Origin of the sequence: Pseudomonas sp. PvP001 (assembly GCF_040546375.1) — a bacterium.
GTDB lineage: Bacteria > Pseudomonadota > Gammaproteobacteria > Pseudomonadales > Pseudomonadaceae > Aquipseudomonas > Aquipseudomonas coleopterorum.
Genome location: NZ_JBEPNQ010000001.1, coordinates 4,080,513 through 4,102,896, shown reverse-complemented (window position 1 = coordinate 4,102,896; position 22,384 = coordinate 4,080,513). Strand labels below are relative to the sequence as shown.

Annotated in this window: 15 protein-coding genes and 3 pseudogenes; 5 read left to right on the top strand and 13 right to left on the bottom strand. The window is 66.1% G+C overall.

Annotated elements, in window-relative coordinates:
* Positions 1-39: 39 nt before the first annotated feature.
* Positions 40-1,461 (bottom strand): MltF family protein, encoded by a 1,422-nt coding sequence (locus tag ABMD26_RS18855; protein ID WP_134723233.1) that lies wholly within the window; start codon positions 1,459-1,461, stop codon positions 40-42.
* Between the two features lie 121 nt (positions 1,462-1,582).
* On the opposite strand from ABMD26_RS18855, the pseudogene ABMD26_RS18850 reads away from it, so the two are divergent.
* Positions 1,583-2,429 (top strand): annotated as a pseudogene (locus ABMD26_RS18850) (TatD family hydrolase).
* Between the two features lie 155 nt (positions 2,430-2,584).
* Positions 2,585-2,815 carry a hypothetical protein gene (locus ABMD26_RS18845; RefSeq protein ID WP_049858907.1) on the top strand — a complete coding sequence of 77 codons (231 nt, stop codon included), beginning with the start codon at positions 2,585-2,587 and terminating at the stop codon, positions 2,813-2,815.
* Here ABMD26_RS18845 and ABMD26_RS18840 read toward each other — a convergent pair.
* From ABMD26_RS18840 to ABMD26_RS18790, 11 genes and pseudogenes are all read right to left on the bottom strand, one after another.
* Positions 2,784-3,578: an acyl-CoA thioesterase gene (locus ABMD26_RS18840; protein ID WP_354311214.1), complete on the bottom strand. Its 795-nt coding sequence runs from the start codon at positions 3,576-3,578 to the stop codon at positions 2,784-2,786. The two genes, ABMD26_RS18845 and ABMD26_RS18840, sit on opposite strands and share 32 nt — an antisense overlap.
* Positions 3,579-3,692: 114 nt before the next feature.
* Positions 3,693-5,678 (bottom strand): transglutaminase TgpA family protein, encoded by a 1,986-nt coding sequence (locus ABMD26_RS18835; RefSeq protein WP_354311212.1) that lies wholly within the window; start codon positions 5,676-5,678, stop codon positions 3,693-3,695.
* On the bottom strand, positions 5,675-6,658 hold the full coding sequence (locus ABMD26_RS18830) for a DUF58 domain-containing protein (protein WP_056843621.1): 984 nt from the start codon (positions 6,656-6,658) through the stop codon (positions 5,675-5,677). Before ABMD26_RS18830 ends, ABMD26_RS18835 begins: the two co-directional genes overlap by 4 nt.
* Positions 6,628-7,545, bottom strand: a complete 918-nt coding sequence (locus tag ABMD26_RS18825) for an AAA family ATPase (protein ID WP_354311210.1) — start codon at positions 7,543-7,545, stop codon at positions 6,628-6,630. Before ABMD26_RS18825 ends, ABMD26_RS18830 begins: the two co-directional genes overlap by 31 nt.
* Positions 7,546-7,625: 80 nt before the next feature.
* Positions 7,626-7,904 (bottom strand): hypothetical protein, encoded by a 279-nt coding sequence (locus ABMD26_RS18820; RefSeq protein WP_043193238.1) that lies wholly within the window; start codon positions 7,902-7,904, stop codon positions 7,626-7,628.
* A 352-nt stretch (positions 7,905-8,256) separates the two neighbouring features.
* A pseudogene (locus ABMD26_RS18815) lies at positions 8,257-8,965 on the bottom strand (response regulator).
* Between the two features lie 2 nt (positions 8,966-8,967).
* Positions 8,968-11,604, bottom strand: a complete 2,637-nt coding sequence (locus tag ABMD26_RS18810) for a DUF4118 domain-containing protein (protein WP_134723239.1) — start codon at positions 11,602-11,604, stop codon at positions 8,968-8,970.
* 28 nt (positions 11,605-11,632) lie between these two features.
* Positions 11,633-12,193 carry a potassium-transporting ATPase subunit KdpC gene (gene kdpC / locus ABMD26_RS18805; RefSeq protein ID WP_134723240.1) on the bottom strand — a complete coding sequence of 187 codons (561 nt, stop codon included), beginning with the start codon at positions 12,191-12,193 and terminating at the stop codon, positions 11,633-11,635.
* A gap of 16 nt (positions 12,194-12,209) precedes the next feature.
* Positions 12,210-14,264, bottom strand: coding sequence for a potassium-transporting ATPase subunit KdpB (gene kdpB, locus ABMD26_RS18800; RefSeq protein ID WP_134723241.1), 2,055 nt, complete (start codon positions 14,262-14,264; stop codon positions 12,210-12,212).
* Between the two features lie 10 nt (positions 14,265-14,274).
* Complete coding sequence (kdpA, locus tag ABMD26_RS18795; protein ID WP_354311206.1) at positions 14,275-15,969, bottom strand: potassium-transporting ATPase subunit KdpA; 1,695 nt, start codon at positions 15,967-15,969, stop codon at positions 14,275-14,277.
* 6 nt (positions 15,970-15,975) lie between these two features.
* Positions 15,976-16,065, bottom strand: coding sequence for a potassium-transporting ATPase subunit F (locus tag ABMD26_RS18790; RefSeq protein ID WP_082223535.1), 90 nt, complete (start codon positions 16,063-16,065; stop codon positions 15,976-15,978).
* Positions 16,066-16,263: 198 nt separating this feature from the next.
* Here ABMD26_RS18790 and ABMD26_RS18785 point away from each other — a divergent pair, with 198 nt between their 5' ends.
* The 3 genes and pseudogenes from ABMD26_RS18785 to ABMD26_RS22275 form a co-directional block, all read left to right on the top strand.
* Complete coding sequence (locus tag ABMD26_RS18785) at positions 16,264-17,505, top strand: exonuclease SbcCD subunit D C-terminal domain-containing protein (protein ID WP_043185691.1); 1,242 nt, start codon at positions 16,264-16,266, stop codon at positions 17,503-17,505.
* The gene (locus tag ABMD26_RS22280) at positions 17,502-19,205 is read left to right on the top strand and encodes an AAA family ATPase (protein ID WP_502948348.1); all 1,704 of its coding nucleotides are present in this window, start codon (positions 17,502-17,504) and stop codon (positions 19,203-19,205) included. Before ABMD26_RS18785 ends, ABMD26_RS22280 begins: the two co-directional genes overlap by 4 nt.
* A gap of 1,324 nt (positions 19,206-20,529) precedes the next feature.
* Positions 20,530-21,135, top strand: a pseudogene (locus ABMD26_RS22275) (SbcC/MukB-like Walker B domain-containing protein); the annotation flags it as partial.
* Between the two features lie 54 nt (positions 21,136-21,189).
* Here the strand turns inward: ABMD26_RS22275 and ABMD26_RS18775 are convergent.
* Positions 21,190-22,350, bottom strand: a complete 1,161-nt coding sequence (locus ABMD26_RS18775; protein ID WP_354311203.1) for a lactonase family protein — start codon at positions 22,348-22,350, stop codon at positions 21,190-21,192.
* Positions 22,351-22,384: the final 34 nt, after the last annotated feature.

The following is a 22,384-nucleotide window of genomic DNA, read 5'->3' as shown; positions in this document are numbered from 1 at the left end:
CTACAATAAACACCCTGCCCTGCCAGCAAGGCTCATGATTCAACGCGCCGACGCCAGCTTGCGCGCGCCCGGCTCCAGCGAATCGCGTTCGCGGGCGAACGCCAGGTAGTACTTGTTCACGCTGTTGACGTAGCTCACCGAGGCCATGCCCATCTGTTCCATGGCGATGCGCTCGGTCTGGAAGAACCATTGGTCGGGGTTGAGGCCACGGCGGCGGGCTTCCTTGCGCATGGCTTGCACCCGTTCAGGGCCCATGTTGTAGGCGGCCAGGGTGAAGGCCATGCGTTCACGCTCGTTGAGCTTGTTGCTGGAGAAGAATTTGCGGCGGATCATCGCCAGGTACTTGGCCCCGGCCTGGACGTTGTTGTCGACGTCCTGGATGTTGCCCACGCCTACCCGCCGGGCGGCCGAGGGGGTGATCTGCAGCAGGCCGGTGGCGCCGCCGCCACCGCGCGCCGCCGGGTCGAGCTTGGACTCCTTGAAGGCCAGCGCGGCGAGGTTGAGCCAGTCCATGTGTTGCTCGCGGGCGTGGCGCTGGAGGACCGGACGCAGTTTTTCCAGCCGCTGACGATCACTGCGGGCCAAGGGGTAGTGAACCTTGTACAGGCCACGGTAAACCTTGACGAACGCGGCGTCCTGGTCGCTCGGCGCCTTATAGGACGCCAGGAAGCGATCGACGCTGGCGCCGAGCTGCGGTGCGTCGCGGCGCACGTACCAGCTCACCGAGCCGGGCGCGCTGAGCACCACACGGCGGTCCACCCGCAGCCGTGGCATGACCTTGGCCCAGCGTTCGGCGATGGGCAATTCGACCACGGTCAGCGGGTAGATCCCGGCTTGGACCATCTCCAGCACGTCTTCCACGGCCAGGCTGGGGTCGACCCATTCGATGTCGATGGGCGCCAGTTTGCGCAGGGCCAGCTTCTGATTCAGGCGTTCGATGGCGGCGCCCGCAGCGCTGCCATTGGGCAAGGCGAGGGTTTTGCCCGCCAGTTGCTCGACCCGCACCGGGCGCCGCCCGCCTTTGCCGCTGACCAGCACGAATGGCACGTTGGCGATCACGGCATCGCTGGCCGCAACCTTGCTGGCGGGATGCAACTCCATCAGTTCACCCGGCGCGACCAGATCGCCTTCGCCGCGCTGCAGGGCGCCGAGCAGTTGTTCCTTGGCTCGCGGAATGATCTTGAGTTGCAACGCCTGACCTTTGCCGGCGTGGGCATTGAGGAAGCTCTGGAAGGCCTGCAGACGATGGTATTCGACGCCGATGGCCTGGCCGCGGACCTGGCCGGAGCTGTTGCGGCTCTGATTGACCAGCACGCGCAACACGCGGCTCGACTGGATCTGGGCCAGGTCGCGGACCTTGGCCGGGTGTGCCGCCAACGGGGGACCCGCCGGACGAGCGGCGGCTGCCGAGGGCAGTCCGAGGACCAGACACAGCATGACAATCAGTGATCTTGCGCCCATGGTTCCCCGGCAAATGTCTCGAGCAGCCCTCAAAGACCGCCATAACCTTTTGAAGTTCTTGGTTTTCTTGCCCATCACCAAGCTCTGGTATGCTTTTCGCCTCCTGCTTTGAGGTAGCACCATGCAACTCATCGATATTGGCGTCAACCTTACCCATGAGAGCTTCGCGCAAAAGCACGAGGCCATTCTGCAGAGGGCCTACGCCGCTGGCGTCTGTCAGTTGGTGCTCACCGGCACGAGTGTCGAGGGCAGCGAACAGGCCTTGCAGCTGTGTCAGCAGTGGGACGAAGCCGGTGAGCGCTTGTTCGCCACCGCCGGCATCCACCCGCACAGCGCCAGTGAGTGGAACGGCGACAGTGCCACGCGTTTGCGTGATCTGCTGAGCCAGCCACAGGTCAAGGCAGTGGGCGAATGCTGGTCTGGATTTCAACCGCGACTTCTCGCCGCGACCACAGCAGGAGAAAGTGTTGCAGGAGCACCTGGCCTTGGCTGTCGAGCTGCAACTGCCGGTGTTTCTCCACGAACGCGATGCGCCTCAGCGCCTGCTGGACATCCTCAAGGACTACCGCGACCACTTGCCGGCAGCCGTGGTGCACTGCTTCACGGGCGAGCGCAAGGCTCTGTTCGGTTACCTGGACCTGGACCTGCACATCGGTATCACCGGCTGGATCTGCGATGAGCGTCGCGGCACGCACCTGCACCCACTGGTGGGCAGCATTCCCGCCTCGCGGCTGATGCTGGAGAGTGACGCGCCGTATCTGTTGCCGCGCACCTTGCGGCCCAAGCCCAAGAGTGGCCGCAACGAACCGGCCTTTCTTACCGAAGTGCTGCGCGAGGTAGCCCTGCATCGGAATGAAAGCCTGGAGGATCTGGCGTGGAGTACGACCGCTTGCGCACGGGCATTTTTTGGCCTGCCTGAGATCGGCACGGGCGCGCCCGCTCTCTATGACGCTGATAGCGAAGCTTGATTCGCGGGCGATGCGAGCGGTGACTATTATCGTTCTCAACCGATCCGGATCTGGATCTGGCTTGAACAATCGGCGGTTGGCTGGACTCTACAGCTCATGCCACCCGCCTTGCCGAACCCAGGTCCTGTTGCACCATGCCTATGGAGCATTGAGCCATGAACGATATGAACGCCCTGAACATCGTCAACGACCCGAACAACGGCATCCGCGTCTCGCGAGCCATCGCCCTGCCGTTGCTGGCCCTGTCTGCCCTGATGCTGGTCGATGCGGCTGCCTGCTCCAGCATTGCCGAGGCTGCCATCGGCGTGATCGGCCTGGTTGCCGCCTTCGCGCTGGGTCGTCCGCAGCACGCGCTCAGCCAAACACCGTCACCGTCTGCCGGCTGATCGCCAACAGCTCGCCTTCCGGGTTCCACATGGCTGCGGACGTGTGGCCATAGCCGTCCCGGGCATGTTCGATCACGGCCTGGTAGCGGCACCAGTCCAGGCTTCCCATGGCGGGCATGGGCTGGATGAATTCGATGGTCCAGGTCAGGCTGCTGCCAGGCGCTGGTTTGCTCAGATAAGGCAGCAGTGCGGGTGGCCAGGCGTCTCCCAGCACCAGCAGCAGTGCTTCGGTGATGGGCTCGTCGACCTCATGTTCGCGTAGCTGCATCCACCCGCCGATCCCGGCAACCGGTGTATTGCTGAACGGCAGCGCACCGATGCCCCATCGCATGTCCAAGTGTCGAATGTACTCCGGGGTAACGCCCGGCAGGTACGGCAGCGGCGTCGATTCGGCCAAGGGTTTCATGGGCGCTACCGGCATTGCGCTGATGTCGATTGCCGATTGCCGCGCCAGACCGAAACTGGCCTGGACCAGAGTCATGGTGCGACCGTGCTGAACTGCACGGGCCAGCACCGAGGTGACGGCACTGCCCTCGCGCAGTATTTCCACCTGCAGATCGATGGGCACGTCCAATTCGGCGGGGCCCACGAAGGTAATCGCCATCGAGCGGACCGGGCGGTCGGGAACGTGCGCCGCCATGGCCTCATGCAGCAAAGCAGCCATGAGCCCGCCGTAACAGGCGCGGCCCTGGCTCCATTCGCGAGGTACGGTGACACTGTGGGGTGGACGTCGTGCGCTTGCTAGCAGGTCGCGAAGGTTCATGGGCCGGCCTTGAGGATGAGGGTCGATGGGCTAGATGGTAGCCAGCTCGGCGCCCGACCGCAGGTTTCATATCGGCCAATTTACAGTTCGCTCAGCTTTCGTGGCGATACGCCGCTAGCGGGGCCCTGGGCCAGGCGCGTTCGCCAGTTGTCGGCGCAAGGTCGTCAACGCAGCGCGCAGTTGCTCGCGGGAAACCGGTCGACCGGCGTAGCGCTGTGCCATGAAGGCGTAGGCGAAGGCCAGGATGGCTTCGCTCTGCTTGGGCAAACGAGCAGCTGCGCGCTCGGCGAATGCCATGGCCCCTTCACCGGTATGCCGCACGAGGCCGCGCCGACGCAACAGACGCTCGAAGGCGACGAACTCCTTGAGCTGGGGATCTGTCCGACGCTGCCACGGTTTGAGCAGCCAGACACTGGCCAGCACCATGAACAACAACCCACCGACTGGCAGCGCCCAGCGTTGCAGGCCCTGGAACCAGCGCGCGAGAAACTCGATCTGGCGCTCGCCCTGATACTCCAACACCCAGCGCTGCCAGCCGTAGTTGAGATTGTCCCACTGCAGGCGCAGGTCGTTGAGCCACGTCAGATGCGGGTAGCGCAAGGGCGAGAACGGTGAGCCGGCGAGAAATTCCTCATCTGCCGAGAGCGCCTGCTGCAAGCCTTGTTCGACCCGCGCGGGTGCCACTGCGGCAGTGGGATCGGCCCGTTGCCAGCCGATGCCTGACTGCCAGTACTCGACCCAGGCATGGGCTTCGAATTGACGCACGGTCAGGTAGTTGCCTGCCGGGTTGACCTCGCCGCCCTGATAGCCGGCCACCACGCGCGCGGGCACCCCGGCCACGCGCAGCGCGTAGACCATGGCGCCAGCGTAGTGGGCGCAGAAGCCCCGGCGGCTGTCGAAGAGGAATTCGTCGATGCTGTCGCGGCCCAGCACCGGAGGGTTGAGCGTGTAGTGGAAGGGCAGCTCGCGAAACTGTCGGAGCATTTCGTTGACTAGTGCCGGTGCCGTGCTGAAACGGGCGTGCAGGTCTTGCGCCCACTGGCGCGTGCGCGGGTCGCCCTGCGCCGGCAATTGCAGCGCCGTGCGCAATGCGGGTGGTGCCAGCTGGGGTTCGCGGATCACCTGCGGCCAGGAGGTGACCGCGTACATCAACGGCTGGTCGACCGGGCGACGACGCTGCAGGCGTCCGTCGCTGAGCTGGCGCACGCCGGGCAAGGCGGTGCGCGCGACGTCCAGGGCGAACAGCCAGGGCTTGCCGCTGGGCTGCTGGATGACCTGATAGGTGAGCGAAGGTCCGGTCGGTTGCCACAGCGCTGCCAGTTGGGTCTGGATCCAGGGCGACTGGCTCCAGGTACGGCCGTCGTACACATCCAGGCTCAGCGCGCGCCAGTACAGGTCGCGCTTGGGCGGTATGGCGCCCTCGAAGCTGGCACGAAAGGCCACCTCTCCGGACTGGCTGAGGCTGGCCACGTCGGCCGGGCTCATGCTTTCCGACAAGCCGGTCACGCCCTGCCCCGGCGCAGGCAGCGGCAGCGACCAGAGCGGTTCCAGGCGCGGAAAGAACACGAACAGCAGCAGCATCAGCGGCAACGCCTGCAACATCAGGCTACCGGCCAGTTTCAGAGTGGCCATCGGGCGTGCGATGAGTGAGGTCTGCTGCAATCCGATCAAGGCTGCGAGCAGCGCCAGCAGCGGCAGAACGCTGTACAGCGCCCAGCCCAGGCTGGCATCGAACAGGTAGGCCACTGCCAGGCAGAACAGGCCGAGAAAGATCACCACGCGGGCATCGCGGGCGGTCTGCATCTCCAGAAGCTTGAGCAGGAACGCCGCCACCAGCAGCGCGGCGGTGGCCTCCAGGCCCACCCAGGTGCCGCTGGACAGATACACCCCGGCGGCCACCGCAAGCATCAGCGCGACCTTGATCAGCCGTCCAGGATAGCGCGCACGCATGCGAAACACCTGGACGCGCCACAGGGTGCAACCCAGCCACAGCCCCAGCAGCCATAACGGCACGTGCCACCACAGCGGCAGCAGTACCAGCGACTGCGCCAGGAGCAGCCAGGTCAGGCTGACGCGCGGAATCGCGGCGGGCGTGCTCATGGCTGTTCTCCAAAAAGTGCCAAGGCACGCAGACAGGCCTCGCGGTGTGCGTCGCCGCTGTCGGTGTCCAGCCGATTGCCGGGCAACTGCAGGGCGAAAGGCCGCTGCTCGCGGGACAGGGCCAATACCCAATAGCACAGGCGCGAGAGGCGCTGTTCGACATCGCCGCCAAGCGCGACGAAGTCCAGGCACAGTTCCTGGCCGCGCAGGTCGGCGAAGTCCTTGACCAGCAGCCCTTCGCCACGTGAATAGGCCTTCCAATGCATGCGCCGCCAGGAATCGCCGGGCTGGTATTGCTTGAGGCCCTGAAAATCGTCCACGCCCTGGCCGTGCAGGCGTTGCGCCTGGTCTTCGATATCCGCCGACTCGCTGTGCAAGGTCGGCACTTCGCCCTGCAACGGTTGCGGATAGACCAGCACTCGCTGGCCCAGGTCGACCCAGGTCCAGGCGGTGAGCACGCCGAGGGGAAAGCTGGTCTCCACGCGCATGCGCGGTGCTGGAAGCCAGCCGCGGCGCTCGGTCGGCAAGCTCAGTTCCAAGGCCTGTACGTGATCGGGGGCGACGTCGCTGCGTTGCAGTTGCTGCGCGTTCCAACCCACACCGATGGCCTGGTGCTCCTTGCCGCCGCTTTCCAGGCGCAGGCCGAAGCGCGCCTGCTCGCCGACGAACACGGAGGTGGCCCCGTTGCCGCTGACCAGCAAGCCGCTGAGGTTGCGGTAGGTGTGCAGAATGGCGACGACGAACACAGAGCCCAGCAGGAATACAAGGGCATAGGCCAGGCTGTTCTGGTAGTTGATGGCGGCGAGGAAGATCAACAGCAGCACGACGATGAAACCGGTACCGCTGCGGCTGGGGACGATGAAGATTCTGCGCTGGTCCAGCTCGATGCGCGGCGCTGCCGGCAAGCGTCGCGCCTGCCAGCGCCGCCAGCGCTCGCCGAGCAGCCGCCTCACAGCGCAGGCACCTCCCGCAGCAGCCACTGCACCAGCGCTCCTCCGCCCTGACCGGTGGGGTCGGCTCGTTCGCGCAGGCGGTGGCTGACGACTGAGGGCAGTACCGCTTGCACGTCTTCGGGAATCACGTAGTCGCGATCGAGCAGCAAGGCCCACGCCTTGGCAGCGGCAAGCAGCGCCAGGCTACCACGTGGCGACAATCCATAGGCGAACTGCGGCTGGGTGCGGGTGGCTTCCACCAGGCGCAGTACGTAGTCCACCAACGCGTCGCTGGCCCGCACTGCACGGGCCTGGGCTTGCAATGCGGACAGCTGCGCATGGTCGAGTACGGCGCTCATGCGCGGCAGCAGATCGCGCCGCGACTCGCCCATCAGCAAGGCCTTTTCGGCGGCCTTGGCCGGGTAGCCGAGCGACAGGCGCATGAGAAAACGGTCCAGTTGCGACTCGGGCAGTGCGAAGGTGCCGCCTTGGGTGGTAGGGTTTTGCGTGGCGATCACGAAAAACGGCTGGGGCAATGGACGGGTGGCGCCCTCGATGGTGACCTGGCCCTCCTCCATGGCTTCGAGCAGGGCACTCTGGCTCTTGGGCGTGGCACGGTTGATTTCGTCCGCCAGCACCAGTTCGGCGAAGATCGGTCCGGGGTGAAAGACGAAACGACCGCTGTCCTTGTCGAACACCGACGTGCCGAGGATATCGCCGGGCAGCAGGTCGGAGGTGAACTGGATACGTTGGAAACTCAGGCCCAGAACCTTGGCCAGGGTATGACTCAGGGTGGTCTTGCCCATTCCGGGCAAGTCCTCGATGAGCAGGTGGCCATCGGCGATCAGGCAGGTCAACGCCAGGCGAACCTGGGTTTCCTTGCCCAGCAGGACTTCATTGACGGCTTGCAGGCATTCATCCAATCGGCTGCGCATGGCAGACACTCCTTGTCGATACTACGTCTGCTGGCCGTCTGCCGGCCCGCTGTCAGGCGGCTCTGGGCGACCGAAGTGCTTCAGCGTCCGGCACGCGACTCGCGGATATAGAACCGCGCTTTTTCGGCCTTGTTGGTGCAGCCCTCGAAGGCTTCGAACTGCTGCTGGGTCTTGGCCCCGGTGAGCAGTGACAGCGCCTTGGAATAGCTCACGGTGCCGGCCAGGCCTTCGGCCTTGGCCAGGTCAAGCTCGTGCCAGGCACCATCGAGCTGCGTGGCGCAGCTGTCACGGTAGGCGGTCTTGCCGGCACAACCGCTCAAGGCCAGTGCCACCAGCGGCACACAGATCCAGGCTTTCATCGATGACACCTCGGGAAAAACGTCAGGGTAATGCTGGGTCAGACGATGTGCCATCTAAAAAGTGCCGTTGTGTGGGAGCGGGTTCCTGTGGGAGCGGGTTCCTGTGGGAGCGGGTTCTACCCGCGAAGGCGTCGGCACTGGCACCGCTGGATTCGAATGTAAATCCGGGATTGGTGGTGTAGGGGCTGGCGTCTTCGCGGGTAGAACCCGCTCTCACAGGGGGACGGCTTGCGTGCTGCGGGATTGGTGGTGTGGGGGCTGGCGTTTTCGCGGGTAGAACCCGCTCCCACAGGGATAGCTCCCACAGGGGATAGCGACCTCAGGGGATAGGTGTGGGCTGGGGAGCGGCGCGTCAGTCGGGGCTTGCCAGGCGGTAGCCGACGCCGGGTTCGGTGATGAGGAAGCGTGGGGCGGCGGGGTCGTCGCCGAGTTTGTGGCGCAGGTGGCCGACGACGATGCGCAGGTAGTGACTGTCGTCGAGGTGGGTCGGGCCCCAGATGTCCTTGAGCAATTGCTGCTGGGTGATGACTCGCCCCGGATAGCGCGCCAGCTGTGCGAGCACGGCGTACTCCTTGCGGGTCAGGGCCACCTCGACGCCATCGAGGGTGACCCGGCGCGATGCCAGGTCGACCTGCAGCGGACCCAGTTGCAACGCCGCTTCGTGGACCGGGCTGCCGCTGGCCTGGCGCAACAGCGCACGCACCCTGGCGAGGAATTCCTGGATGCCGAAGGGCTTGGTCACATAGTCGTTGGCGCCGTTGTCCAGGGCCTGGACCTTCTGCGCCTCGCTGGCGCGCACCGAGAGTACCAGCACTGGCACCGAGCTCCACTGGCGCAACTGCTCCAGCACCTGCTGGCCGTCCATGTCCGGCAGGCCCAGGTCCAGCACGATCAGGTCCGGACGCAGCAGCGCGGCCTGGCTCAGGCCCTCGACGCCGGTGCCCGCTTCGATCACCTTGTAGCCCTGGGAGGGCCAGGCTGATGCGCAGGAACTTGCGGATCTGCGGTTCGTCGTCGATGACCAGCAAGGTGCTGGCCAGAGGAGGATGGGTAAGGCTCATGCTCAGGTATCCGGATCGGCGCCCGGTTGAGCGCGCAGCGGCAAGCATAAGGCGATGCAAGTGCCATGGCCATCGATGCCGCTGCCGACTTCCACGCGACCGCCATGGGCGCCGACCATGCCCTGGCAGATCGCCAGGCCCAACCCCGTGCCCTGCCCGCCTCGATCACCGCGCGCGGCGGTGTAGAACATGTCGAAAATCTTCGCCCGCTCGGCTTCGGGAATACCGGGGCCTTCGTCGCTGACCGCGAGCAGCAGGCTGTCGTCGCGCACACGGGCCGACACTTGCAAGCGACCGCCCACGGGCGAGAACCGCGCGGCATTTTCCAGCACGTTGACCAGGGCCTGTTCGATCAGCGCCGCATGCACATACAGCAAGGGCAGTTGCGCAGGTACCTGCACCTGGACCTGCAACGGTGCCAGCGGCGCGCGCAATCGACTCACGGCGCTGGCGACGATATCCCCGGCCGCCACCCAGTCCCGCGCCAGCTTGAGGGCGCCGTGGCCCAGGCGTGTCATGTCGAGCAGGTTCTGGATGTAGCGGTCCAGGCGCTCGGCTTCGTCACGGGTGACCTCGAGCAAGGCCTGGCGATCGTCCGGCGCCAGGGCCGTGCCCAGTGCCAGCAGGCTGTCGATGCTGCCACGCATGGCGGTCAGCGGCGTGCGCAGGTCATGGGACACCGATGCCAGCAAGGCACTGCGCAACTGTTCGGTTTCACCGTGCAGGCGCGCCGCTTCCAGGTCATGGGCCAGGTCCGCGCGGGCCAGGGCCTGCGCCACCGGCTGCACCAGCGCGCCGAGCAGGCGTCGGCCGGGGTCGTCGAGCCGACCGGCCTGCTGTTCGGCCACCGCGAGCAACGCCAGCACCTGGCCCTCCCACGTTACCGGCAACCACCACCAACGCCCCGCCGGCAATGTGGTGGTGCCCAGCCCGGCCGGTTGCGCGTGGTTGCCGGCCCACTGCGCGGCCGCCAGTTCGGTGGTCGAGAACGACACCGCCGCGCCCTGGGCCACCTTCCAGCCCTGCTCGCTGCGCTCGAGCAGACAGATGTCCAGCCCCGGCCAACCCTGCAAGTGCTGCGCGGCTGCACTGAACACCGCCTGGCGGTCGGTCGCCGCAGCCAGCAGTCGGGACAGCTCCAGCAGTTGCGCGGTGTGCGCCTGGGTCTCGCGCAAGGCGCTGAGCTGCTGGCGCTGGCGCGCGGCCAGGTTGCCCGTGAGCGCTGCCATCAGCAGAAAGAACAGCAGGGTCAACACGTCTTCCTGACGCTGGATGCTCAGGGAGAAATTGGGTGGGATAAACAGAAAGTCGTACGCCAGAAACGACAGCGCGGCGCAACTGAGCGCCGGCCCCGGGCTGCTGCGGACCGCCACCAGCAGCACGGCGGCGAGGAACACCAGGGAGATATTGGGCAAGTCCAGCACCTGTGCCACGGCCCAGGCCAGCCCGCTGGCCAAAAGCGTGGCCAGCACCGCCAGGGCATACTCGCGCCAACGTCCGACGGGCCGCGTGCGCGGCGTTGGCGGTGACGGCACCTGAGCTCGCGCCAGCACGTTGATTTCCAGACCGCTGGGATGGCGCAGCAAGCGCTCGGCCAGGCCCGCACCGAAGCGGCGCCGGCGCGACTGGCCGACCAGTACCAGGTTGGCGCGACGGTCGGCGGCGTGTTGCAGCAAGGTCCTGGCCACTTCCGCATCGCGCAGCTCCACCACCTCGCCGCCCAGCCGTTCGGCCATCTGCTGGGCCAGTTTCAGGCGCTGACGCCCTGTTTCATCGAGCAGCGAGCCGTCATCGACATGGACCACGGACCAGGGCAGATGACGACGGCGGGCGACGCGGCTGGCGTGGCGCACGAGGCGCTCGGCCTGCTCATCGGCGGCGATGCCTACCAGCAGTCGCCCGCGCACGCTGGGCGCCTGCTGGCCGAGGCTGCGGTAGCCTTCGTGCAGATCGTCGTCGACCTGGGCGGCGGCCGTCTGCATGGCCAGTTCACGCAGGGCGCTGAGGTTGGTCTGGGTGAAAAAGGCGTCGATGGCGGCCCGGGCCTGCTCCGGCACGTACACCTTGCCCTCGCGCAGGCGTTCGAGCAGCTCGCGCGGCGGCAGGTCGATCAGCAGCAGATCGTCGGCCTCCTGCACCACCCAATCGGGCAAGGTTTCGCGCACCTGCACGCCGGTGATCGTCTGGACCTGATCGTTCAGGCTTTCCAGGTGTTGGACGTTGACCGTGGTGTACACATCGATGCCGGCGGCCAGCAGTTCCTGCACGTCCTGCCAACGCTTGGCGTGTCGGCTGCCAGGCGCATTGCTGTGCGCCAGCTCGTCGACCAGGACCAGGGCCGGGCGGGCAGCGAGCACGGCATCCAGGTCCATTTCCTCGAGGGTCACGTCGCGGTATTCGCAGCGCCGCAATGCCTGCTGGGGCAGACCGACCAGCAGCGCTTCGGTTTCCGCGCGGCCGTGGGTCTGCACCACGGCAGCCAGTACCTCGATGCCCTGACGCTGGCGAGCGTGGGCGGCCTGGAGCATGGCGTAGGTCTTGCCGACACCGGGCGCGGCGCCGAGAAACACTTTCAAGCGACCACCCCCGCTGCGGGGCAAGGCGGCCAGCAGGGCATCGGCGCGGCCGGAATCACTCATGGTCTGGGCTCATGGCATCGCCTCGTGGTCATCGGAACTGTGACGTTAGCCGATCCAGCGCCTGGTTCAAAGCCAGCACGTTGACCACCTCCGGGCCGATGGCGGGCGATCGGGTCTGCGCCTGCACCAACGCGCGCAGAGTCGACTCGGGCAGGCCGCGTTCACGCGCCACCCGGGGGACCTGATAGCTCACCGCTGCCGGTGGCAGATCAGGGTCCAGGCCACTGGCCGAGGTGGTCAACAGCGCCAGCGGAACCGGACCTTGCTGCGCATCGAACTGTTCATCGGCCTGCGCCAGCACGCGAGTGCCCAGCGCAGGATTGCTCGGCGCCAGGTTGCTCGCACCACTGGCCAGGGTCGCGTAGTCGGCTGCCGAAGGCCGAGAATGAAACCAACGCTCATCGGTGAAGGCCTGGGCGAGCAAGGCGGAACCGCGCACCTGGCCCTGCGCGTCGTGCACCAGGCTGCCGTTGGCCTGGGCGGGAAAGGCCCACTGCCCTACCGCCCACACCAGCAGCGGATAGGCACCGCCGGTGAGCAAGGTCATCAACAGAATCAGGCTCAAGGCCGGACGCAACAAACTGTTCATCATTCAAGCTCCAGAGTCAGACCAGGTGCAAAGCGGTGAGGACGATATCGATGGCCTTGATGCCGATGAAGGGCACCACCAAACCACCCAGGCCATAGATAAGAACGTTGCGCCGCAGCAGTTGCGCGGCGCTGTCGGCCTGCACCCGCACGCCGCGCAGGGCCAGGGGGATCAACACGATGATGATCAGGGCGTTGAAGACGATGGCCGAGAGGATCGCGCTCTGCGGGCTGGCCAGGTTCATCACGTTGAGCACGCCCAGGGATGGGTACACCGCAGCGAACAGCGCCGGGAGGATGGCGAAATACTTGGCCACGTCGTTGGCGATGGAGAACGTGGTCAAGGCGCCGCGGGTGACCAGCAGTTCCTTGCCGATACGCACGATGTCGAGCAGCTTGGTCGGATCGCTGTCCAGGTCGACCATGTTGGCTGCCTCGCGCGCGGCCTGGGTGCCGTCGTTCATCGCCACGCCGACGTCGGCCTGAGCCAGCGCGGGGGCATCGTTGGCCCCATCGCCACACATGGCCACCAGGCGGCCGTCGGCCTGTTCCTGGCGTATGCGCGCCAGCTTCTTCTGTGGCGTGGCTTCGGCCAGCACGTCGTCGACCCCGGCTTCGGCAGCGATGGCGGCGGCGGTCAGTGGGTTGTCGCCGGTCACCATCACGGTGCGGATGCCCAGTTTGCGCAGTTGCTCGAAGCGCTCGCGAATGCCGGGCTTGACCACATCCTTGAGGTGGATGACACCCAGCAGTTGGCGGTCGCGGCACACCAGCAGCGGTGTGCCCCCACTCTGCGCGATGCGCTCGATGTGTTCGGCCAGCGCGGGCGCAAGCTGCGCCCTGGACTGGCCGATGAACGCCAGCAGCGAGTCCACCGCGCCCTTGCGGTAGCTCTGCTGGTCGAGGTCGACGCCCGACAGCCGTGTCTGGGCGCTGAACGGCACCGATTGCCAGCGCTCGGCGGCCGGCTCGTCGATGCTGAACAGCGGCCGGATAAACTCGACCACCGAGCGCCCTTCCGCCGTCTCATCGCCCAGCGAAGCCAGCAGCGCACCTTCGGCCATCTGTGCGTCGCTGACGCCAGGCGCGGCATGCAAGGCGCTGCAGCGGCGGTTGCCGAAGGTGATGGTGCCGGTCTTGTCGAGCAGCAACACATGGACGTCGCCGGCCGCTTCCACGGCGCGGCCGGACTTGGCCACGACGTTGAGCCGCACCAGGCGGTCCATCCCGGCGATACCGATGGCCGACAGCAGGCCAGCGATGGTGGTCGGGATCAGGGTCACCAGCAATGCCAGGAGAAACACCAACGGCAGGCTGTGCCCGGAGAAGCGAGCAAACGGCTGCAGGGTGACCACCACCAGCAGGAAGACCATGGTCAGGCCGATCAGCAGGATGTCCAGGGCCACTTCGTTGGGCGTCTTCTGCCGCTTCGCGCCTTCCACCAGAGCGATCATGCGATCCAGGGTCGACTCGCCGGGGTCGGTGCTGATCTCGATCAGCAGCCAGTCCGACACCACCAGGGTATTGCCGGTGACGGCCGAGCGGTCGCCACCCGATTCACGGATCACCGGCGCCGACTCACCAGTGATGGCGGCCTCATTGACGGCGGCGATGCCCTCGCGCACCTCGCCGTCACCGGGAATCATCTGCCCGGCTTCGACGCGAACCACATCGCCCTTGCGCAAGGCGGTGGCGGCAACCGTCTCGAAGCTGCCGTCGGCACGTCGCCGGCGAGCCTGCAGGCCTTGGCTGCCGGCCTTTAGGCTGTCGGCGCGGGCACGGCCACGGCCTTCGGCCAGTGCTTCGGCGAAATTGGCGAACAGCAGGGTAAACCACAGCCACACGGCAATCTGCACGGCGACCGAGGCCGACACTGCCGGGTCGGGCAGCAGGCACAGGCCGGTGGTCAGTACGGCGCACAACTCCACCACCAGCAGCACGGGGCTGCGCAGCAGTCGCCGGGGGTCGAGCTTGACGAACGCCTGCAGCAGCGCGGGTCGCCACAAGGCACTCAAGGTGGCCCCGGCAGGCGGTGAGGGTTGCGTGGCAGCGGCAACGGTCGATCGGTTCATGGTCCAGGCCTCAGAAATGCAGGTTCAAGTGCTCGGCGATCGGCCCCAGGGCCAGCACCGGCAGGAAAGTCAGGCCACCCACGATCAGCAGGGTCACGGTCAGCAGGGTGATGAACAGCAGGCCGTGGGTGGCGAAGCTGTCGGCGCTCGGCGCGCTGGCGTTCTTGCTGGCCAGGGCTCCGGCCAGGGCCAGCACCGGCAGGATGTAGCCGAAGCGGCCAAGCAACATGCCCAAAGCCAGCATGAGGTTGTGAAAGGCCGTGTTGGCGGACAGGCCGGCGAAGGCCGAACCGTTGTTGGCGCTGGCCGAGGTGTAGGCATACAGCAGCTGAGTGAAGCCATGGGGGCCGGGGTTGCTCACCGCTGCGGCCGGCCCCGGCAGGCTCACGGCGATGGCGCTGAGCACCAGCACGCCCACGGGCATGACCAGCAGGCTCGCCACCAACCAGCGCACCTCGCGCGCCTGGAGTTTCTTGCCCAGGTACTCCGGGGTTCGACCGATCATCAAGCCGGCCAGGAACACCGTCAGCAGCACGTTGAGGAGCATGCCGTAGAGACCGGCACCGACACCGCCGAAGATCACTTCGCCGAGCATCATGTTGACCAGCGCAACCATCCCGGAGAGCGGATTGAGGCTGTCGTGCATGGCATTGACCGAGCCATTGGAGGCGGCCGTGGTGGTCACCGACCAGAGCACGCTGGCGGTGGTGCCGAAGCGGCTTTCCTTGCCTTCCAGCGGCGCGGTCTGCTCGACCATGGCACTGGCCAGCGATGGGTTGGGTTGCTGCTCGGCGTACAGCGACAGCCCCAGGCCCAGCAACAGCAAGGTCAACATGCAGGCCAGGATCGCCCGGCTCTGGCGCAGGTCTTTCACGTAATGGCCAAAGGTGAAGACCAGGGCGACCGGGATGGTCAGGATCGCGACCAGTTCGAACAGGTTGCTCCAGGCCGTGGGATTCTCGAACGGATGGGCCGAGTTGACGCCGAAGAACCCGCCGCCATTGGTGCCCAGCTGTTTGATGGCGATCTGGCTGGCCGCCGGGCCGAGGGGGATGGTCTGTGGGTTGCCCTGCAAGGTCAGCGCGTCCACATAGGGCGCTAACGTCTGCGGCACACCCTGCCAGACAAGGAAAACAGCGAGCAGCAAGGCCAGCGGCAGCAGCCCATACAGGGTGGCACGGGTCACATCGACCCAGAAGTTGCCCAGAGTACTGGCCGAACGGCGACTGATGCCACGGCACAGCGCCACCAGCACCGCCAACCCGGTGGCTGCACTGAGAAAGTTCTGCACGCCCAGGCCAGCCATCTGGCTCAGGTAGCTGAGCGAAGTTTCGCCGCTGTAGGCCTGCCAGTTGGTGTTGGCCATGAAGCTGACGGCGGTGTTGAACGCCAGGGTCCACTCCTGGCCACGCAGGTGCTGGGGATTGAGCGGCAGATATCCCTGCAGCATGAGCATGGCGAACAGCAGGCCGAATCCGGCCAGATTGAAAACCAGCAGCGCCAGGGCATATTGCTGCCAGCTCTGCTGCTGTTGCGCATCGATACCGGAAAAGCGGTAGCACAGCTTCTCCACCGGTTGCAGCGGTACGCTGAGCCAGGTGCGCTGGCCTTCCATGACCTTGTAGTAGAAACGTCCGAGCCAGGGCGCCGGCAGCAGAATCAAGGCGAGAAAGGCCGCTATCAGGGCGAAATCGTGACTGTTCATCAATGACTAGCCTCCACTGGCGCGCAAGAGGGCAACGAGCAGGTACACGAACAAACCGATGGCCAGCAGCAGGAACAGGCCGTCCAGAACAGACATGGGAATATCTCCAGGCGCGGCGGCTGCCGCTTGCCGACATTCTCCGAGGCCAGGGTGTAAAGGCGCGAGATCGATACCCGGGCCTGGCCGTAAAGAAAGCGTAAAAATCGGTTCGTCACATCCCGCCACGAGCGGGCGCATGGGAAGCGCGGGACCGAACGGCTATCATGGCGGCCTTCCCTGCCCCCTGGAGCCTTCATGCGCCTGTTCCACACCTCCGACTGGCACCTCGGCCAAAGCCTGCACGGTCAGGAGCGCGACTTCGAACACGCAAGCTTCCTGCGCTGGCTGCTGCGTCAGCTCGCCCAGCGCCAGCCCGACGTGCTGCTGGTGGCGGGCGACATCTTCGACACGGTCAATCCGCCCGTGCGGGCGCAGGAGCGGCTGTACAACTTCATCGTCAGCGCCCACGAGCAACAACCGCAGCTGACCATCGTGATGATCGCCGGCAACCACGACTCCGGTTCGCGCATCGAATTGCCCGGGCCGTTGATGCGCCGCCTGCGCACCCATGCGCTGGGCCGGGTGATGTGGCTCGAAGACGGCCGCCTCGACAGCGAGCGGTTGTTGCTGCCACTGCCCGATGCCAGTGGTGAGGTGCAGGCCTGGTGCCTGGCGCTGCCCTTCCTGCGCCCCGCCGAGGTGACCGGCGCAACCCTGGGCGAAGATTACCTGCAAGGCATCGCCCGGGTGCACGAGATGCTGATCGCCGCTGCCAATGCCCGACGCTCGCCGGGGCAGGCACTGATCGCCATCAGCCACGCGCACATGGCGGGCGGTTCGGTGTCGATGGAGTCCGAGCGCAGCCTGGTGATCGGCAGCGCCGAAGCCCTGCCGGCCAGCCTGTTCGACGCCAGCATCAGCTACGTCGCGCTGGGCCATCTGCACAAGCCGCAGAAGGTCAACGGCGAATCACGCATTCGCTACAGCGGCTCGCCCATACCGCTGTCGTTTTCCGAGATCGAGTACCCGCACCAGATCCTCGAGATCGAGTGCGCCGGCGAGCAACTGGTGAGCGTGGAACCGATCCTGATCCCGCGTGCGGTCGATCTGCTGCGCATCGGCCCGGCGCCGTTGCCGCAGGTCCGTGAACAGTTGCAGCAACTACCGGACGTGGACCTGTTGGCCGATGTGCTGGGCTACCCCTGGCTGGAAGTGCGGGTGGTACTCGACGAGCCGCAACCGGACCTGCGCCAGCACATCGAAACCGCGCTGCAAGGCAAGGCTGTGCGTCTGGTGCGGATCGCTGCCGAGTACGCCGGGCGGGTCAACGCCGACAACGAGGATGTCGGCGCCCTGATCGAGCTGGACCAGCTCAGCCCCCACGAACTGTTCAGCCGCGCCTGGCTCGACAGCTACGGCAGCGAGGTGGACGAACAGACCCTGGACGACTTCGCGCAGTTGTTGCAGGAAGTGCAGCTGGAGGGCGAAACCCCATGAAGATTCTGGCCATCCGCCTGAAGAACCTCGCCTCGCTGGCAGGCCCGTTCGAACTGGACTTCACCACCGAACCGCTGGCCAGCGCCGGTCTGTTCGCCATCACCGGCCCCACCGGCGCGGGCAAGAGCACCCTGCTCGACGCCCTGTGCCTGGCGCTGTTTGGCGCCGTACCGCGCCTGGGCAATGCGTCGCAGAGTGCCAAGGTGCCCGACGCCGACGGTGAAATCGGCAGCTACGACCCGCGCACCCTGTTGCGTCGGGGTACCGGGGCGGGCTATGCGGAAGTGGATTTCCTCGGCGTCGACGGTCGTCGCTATCGCGCGCGCTGGGAGGCCAACCGGGCACGGGACAAACCGGCGGGCAAGTTGCAGAACAGCCGGCAGTCGCTGCGCGATCTGGACAATGACCAACTGCTCGCCAGCCAGAAAGGTGAATACAAGCAGCTGCTGGAAGCCCGCCTGGGGCTGAACTTCGAGCAGTTCACCCGTGCGGTGATGCTGGCGCAGAGCGAATTCAGTGCCTTTCTCAAAGCCGACGACAACGAACGCAGCGAACTGCTGGAAAAGCTCACCGACACCGCGCTCTATACGCGCCTGGGCAAACGCGCCTTCGAAAAGAGCCGCGACGCCCGCGAGCAGCTCAAGCACTGGCAGGACCAGGCCACCGGTATCGCGCCACTGGCCGCCGAAGCGCGCGAAGCGCTGGATCTGGAATTTCACACCGCCAGCGAGCAACTGCGGCAGCACCAGGCGCATCTCAAGCAGGTGGAACAGCAACAGCAGTGGCACCGCGAAGACCGGCGCCTGAGCGACGACTGCCAGGCGGCACGGCAGCAGGTGCAAGACGCATCCCAGGCATGGGAAGCAGGCGCGCGAGCAGCGTTTGCAATTGCACATGCTCGAACAACTGGCACCGCAACGCTACCTGTTCAGCCGCGAGCAGGAAGTACGCACCCAGCTCCGGCCCCTGGCCGAACGTATCGAGCTGTCGCGTTCGCGGCAGCAACGGCAGGCGGTGCAGCAGCAACACCTGGACGAGCAACGCGAGCAGGCCGGGCGCACGCTGCAACAGGCGTTGGCGCAACAGGCCCAAGCGCAGCCCCGGTTGCAGCAGGCCTTCGACGAACAGTCAAACCGGAGCCGATTGCAGGCCGAGCTCGAACCCCTGAGTCCGGCGCTGGCCGATTCCGAGCGGCAGCTTGCGTCCGGGGCGCAGGCGTTGCTGGGCATGGAGCAGCAACAGGCCGACAGTGGCGAACGCCTGCAGCAGGTCTCCGACGCGCTCGAACGCAGCGCCGAGCTGGCGCCGCTGGCCGCCACCTGGAGCGCCTACCTGCCACGCCTGCAGCAAGTGGTGACGCTGAGCAGTCGCCTGCGCCAGGGCCAGATCGAATTGCCAGAGTTGCAGACGCAGGCACAGGCCACAAAGACGAGCCTGGAAGCGCATCAAAGCGACCTTGCCCGCGTCTTTCAGCATGCCCCATGCCGCGCCGAGGAACTGCCCGAGCGCTTGCAGCAACTGACCCAGCGCCTGCAACAGCAACGCCTGGCACTGCATGGCGTACAGGAACTGGAACGGCTGTGGCAGCGGCGCAACGCCGTTCAGGAACGTCTCGAACAAGGGCGCCAGCAGCAGGCCACCTTGCTGGCCCGGCGCGAGCAATTGACCGCCCAGGGGCTGGAGCTCCGCGCAGCCCATGAACAGGCCGAGCAAGCCTTGAAGGTGACCCTGCAACTGCTCGAACGCCAGCGCCTGGCGCGCAGCGAAAGCGTCGAACAGTTGCGCGAACGCTTGCAGCCCGAGCAGCCCTGTCCGGTCTGTGGCAGTGTCGAGCACCCCTATCATGCTCCGGAGGCGCTGTTGCAGGCGCTGTCGGCGCACGATGACGACGAAGAGCAACGCGCCCGCGCTGCGTTGAAGCCATTGTCCGAACGCCTGGTCGAGCTGCGTACCGAAGTCGGCGCGCTGATCGAGCAGCACAAACAGCTCAAGGCGCAGGAGCAACAATGGCTCGACCAGCCAGGTGACGCCGAGCTGGCCCGGCATCCGCTCTACCCTGCCCTGAGCGACGCCGAGCAGCCGGCGGACTGGCTGCGCGACACCCTGGCCAACCACACGCGTCTGATCGACGAGGATGAACGTCAGCAGAACAGCCTGCTGGCCTTGCAACAGCAGGCGACCGCCCTGCAGCGCGCCGTGGCGCAGGCCAGGGAAGCCAGCCAGCAGGCGCAGCAGACACTGCAGGCGCATCAGTCCCACCTGGACGCCGACCAGCAGCGGCTCGACGACGAGTTACAGGCGCTGGCCAGTCAGTTGCCCGCCGCTCGCCTGCAGGCCCTGCGCGAACACCCGGCGCAGACGTTCATGGCCTTGGAGCAGAACATCGTCGAGCGCCTGGCCCAGATCGAGCTGCGCGATGAAGAACAGTCGGAATTCGACGCCCGTGCGCGACGCATCGAACAGGCCCGCAGCGAGCATGCGCGGCAGCAGACCGACTGCGAGCAGCAACGCCAGCGGGTCGAGGCGCTGTCCACGCAACTGCAGACCTGCGAGGCACGGCTACGCGAATTGCTGGGCGAGCATGCCCAGGCGTCCGCCTGGCAGACGGCCTTGCACGATCAGGTCGAGACGGCGCGCGAGCAGGAACGGCAGGTCGACCGCCAGCAACAGGATCTCCGAACCCAGACAGTGCAGACCTCCAGCGCCCTGGAGGCCGACACTGCGCAGCAGGCCCAATTGCAGCAAACCCTGGCTGACGTGCAGCAGGCCCTGCACGCCTGGCGCGAGCAGCGTCCGCACCTGGACGATGACGGGTTGCAGGCACTGCTCGCCATCGATGAACCCCAGGTCGATGAGCTGCGCAGCCGCCTGCAGACCACGGAAAAAACCCTGGAACAGGCGCGCATCCGCTTGCACGAACGCGAGCAGCGCCAGCAGGCTCATCGGACACAGGTCGACGCGATCGCCAGTGCCGAGGCGCTGGACGCACAGCACGCCGCCCTGCTGATGGACGTCGAACGGCAGGAGCAGCAATGCGCCGAGCTGCGCGCACAGCAAGCCGAAGACCAGCGTCGGCACAGCGCCAACCAGGCCCTGCAAGCGCAGATTGCCGAGGCCGATGCGCACTACCAGCGTTGGGCACGCCTGGCGGCGCTGATCGGTTCGGCCGAAGGCGATCGCTTCCGCAAGATCGCCCAGGCCTACAACCTCGACCTGCTGGTGCATCACGCCAACGTGCAATTGCGTCAGCTGGTGCGCCGCTACCGTCTCAAGCGCGGCGGCAGCATGCTCGGGCTGTTGGTGCTGGACACCGAAATGGGCGACGAACTGCGCTCGGTGCATTCGTTGTCGGGCGGGGAAACCTTTCTGGTGTCGCTGGCACTGGCCCTGGGGCTGGCCTCGATGGCGTCGAGCACGCTGCGCATCGAGTCGCTGTTCATCGACGAAGGCTTCGGCAGCCTCGATCCCGAATCGCTGCAACTGGCCATGGATGCGCTCGACGGCCTGCAGGCGCAGGGGCGCAAGGTGGCAGTGATTTCCCACGTGCAGGAGATGCACGAACGCATCCCGGTGCAGATTCAGGTGCGGCGTCTGGGCAATGGGCTGAGCAGCGTCGAGGTCAGCGGCTAGCGCCCTGACCCGGACAACGCGGCATGCCTGGCACGCCGGGTTGCCTGGAGCGGGTTACTGAGTCAGGAATTTCAGGTCCGACGGCGCGTCCTGCTTGAAGCTCTGTACCGTCTCACCCAGCATCCCGGTGCTGGCGTCGCGCTTGAGCACGGTGATCTGGTTGCTCTTCTGGTTGGCGATCAACAGGAAGTGACCGGTGGGGTCGAGGGCGAATTCGCGTGGGTGATCGCCGTCCACATGCCGACGCTGGATCTCCTTGAGATGGCCAGTGCCAGGGTCGACGCTGAACACCAGCATCTGGTTGGCCGTACCACGGTTGCTCACGTAGAGGAAGCGACCATCGGCAGACAGGTGCAAGGCGCCGCTGGCGCTTTCCTTGCCGACGGTGCCCAGTTCGAGCAGCTGCTGGCGTACCAGGTTGCCATCTTTGACATCGAACATGGCCAATTGACCGCTCATTTCCAATGTCAGGTAGGCGTGCTTGCCATCACGACTGAACAGCAGGTGACGCGGACCACTGCCGTCCGGCAGTTGCACCGAGGCCGGTTGAGCGGGCACCAGTGGACGCTCGGCGGACTTGGGCTCATAGCGGTACACGTAGACCCGGTCGGCGCCCAGGTCGCTGGCGTAGACGTAGCGGCCCGAAGGCGGCAGCGACACCACCGAGTGCACGTGGGGCCCGGCCTGGCGCTCGGGGTTGACCTGGCTGGCGACGTGCTTGAGCTCCTGCACGACGTTACTGAGGGTGCCGTCTTCGGCCACATTCAGCACGCTCAGGCTGCCGCCCGGATTGGCACTGACGGCATAGTTGGCGACGAACAGGTGGCGCCCGTCCTGGCTCAGGCTGGAATGGGTCGGCTCGTCGCCGCTGGTGGCCACCTGATTGACCTGACGGATATCGTGGGTCTTGTCGTCCACAGTGAAGCTGGTGACCTTGCCAATCACGTCTTTCTGGCCGGGGCCGTTTTCATTGACCACGAACAGGCGGCGCTGGTCCTGGGACAAGGTCAGCCAGGACGGGTTGGAACTCTTGACCGTCTGCCGAGGCTGGGCCTCGATCTGGCCGGTAGTGCTGTCGAAGGCATAGCGGTAGATGCCTTCGCTGGAACCCTGGGTGTAGGTGCCCACCAGCAGGTCATATTTTTCGGCTGCAGCGGCGTGCAGGGATGTCAGGGCCAAGCCGTTGACAAGCATGGATAGCAGAACTCGCTTCATGAAGGTTTCTCCGAAGCCTCTTGTGTGTGGCCGA

What these genes read in the sequence shown, in the direction of transcription:
- ABMD26_RS18790 (WP_082223535.1), bottom strand. Translation starts at nt 16,065, where the DNA reads ATGTCTGTTCTGGACGGCCTGTTCCTGCTGCTGGCCATCGGTTTGTTC.
- ABMD26_RS18840 (WP_354311214.1), bottom strand. Translation starts at nt 3,578, where the DNA reads ATGAACCTTCGCGACCTGCTAGCAAGCGCACGACGTCCACCCCACAGT.
- ABMD26_RS18775 (WP_354311203.1), bottom strand. Translation starts at nt 22,350, where the DNA reads ATGAAGCGAGTTCTGCTATCCATGCTTGTCAACGGCTTGGCCCTGACA.
- kdpC (WP_134723240.1), bottom strand. Translation starts at nt 12,193, where the DNA reads ATGAACAGTTTGTTGCGTCCGGCCTTGAGCCTGATTCTGTTGATGACC.
- ABMD26_RS18785 (WP_043185691.1), top strand. Translation starts at nt 16,264, where the DNA reads ATGCGCCTGTTCCACACCTCCGACTGGCACCTCGGCCAAAGCCTGCAC.
- ABMD26_RS18810 (WP_134723239.1), bottom strand. Translation starts at nt 11,604, where the DNA reads ATGAGTGATTCCGGCCGCGCCGATGCCCTGCTGGCCGCCTTGCCCCGC.
- ABMD26_RS18835 (WP_354311212.1), bottom strand. Translation starts at nt 5,678, where the DNA reads ATGAGCACGCCCGCCGCGATTCCGCGCGTCAGCCTGACCTGGCTGCTC.
- kdpA (WP_354311206.1), bottom strand. Translation starts at nt 15,969, where the DNA reads ATGAACAGTCACGATTTCGCCCTGATAGCGGCCTTTCTCGCCTTGATT.
- ABMD26_RS18825 (WP_354311210.1), bottom strand. Translation starts at nt 7,545, where the DNA reads ATGCGCAGCCGATTGGATGAATGCCTGCAAGCCGTCAATGAAGTCCTG.
- ABMD26_RS18820 (WP_043193238.1), bottom strand. Translation starts at nt 7,904, where the DNA reads ATGAAAGCCTGGATCTGTGTGCCGCTGGTGGCACTGGCCTTGAGCGGT.
- kdpB (WP_134723241.1), bottom strand. Translation starts at nt 14,264, where the DNA reads ATGAACCGATCGACCGTTGCCGCTGCCACGCAACCCTCACCGCCTGCC.
- ABMD26_RS22280 (WP_502948348.1), top strand. Translation starts at nt 17,502, where the DNA reads ATGAAGATTCTGGCCATCCGCCTGAAGAACCTCGCCTCGCTGGCAGGC.
- ABMD26_RS18855 (WP_134723233.1), bottom strand. Translation starts at nt 1,461, where the DNA reads ATGGGCGCAAGATCACTGATTGTCATGCTGTGTCTGGTCCTCGGACTG.
- ABMD26_RS18845 (WP_049858907.1), top strand. Translation starts at nt 2,585, where the DNA reads ATGAACGATATGAACGCCCTGAACATCGTCAACGACCCGAACAACGGC.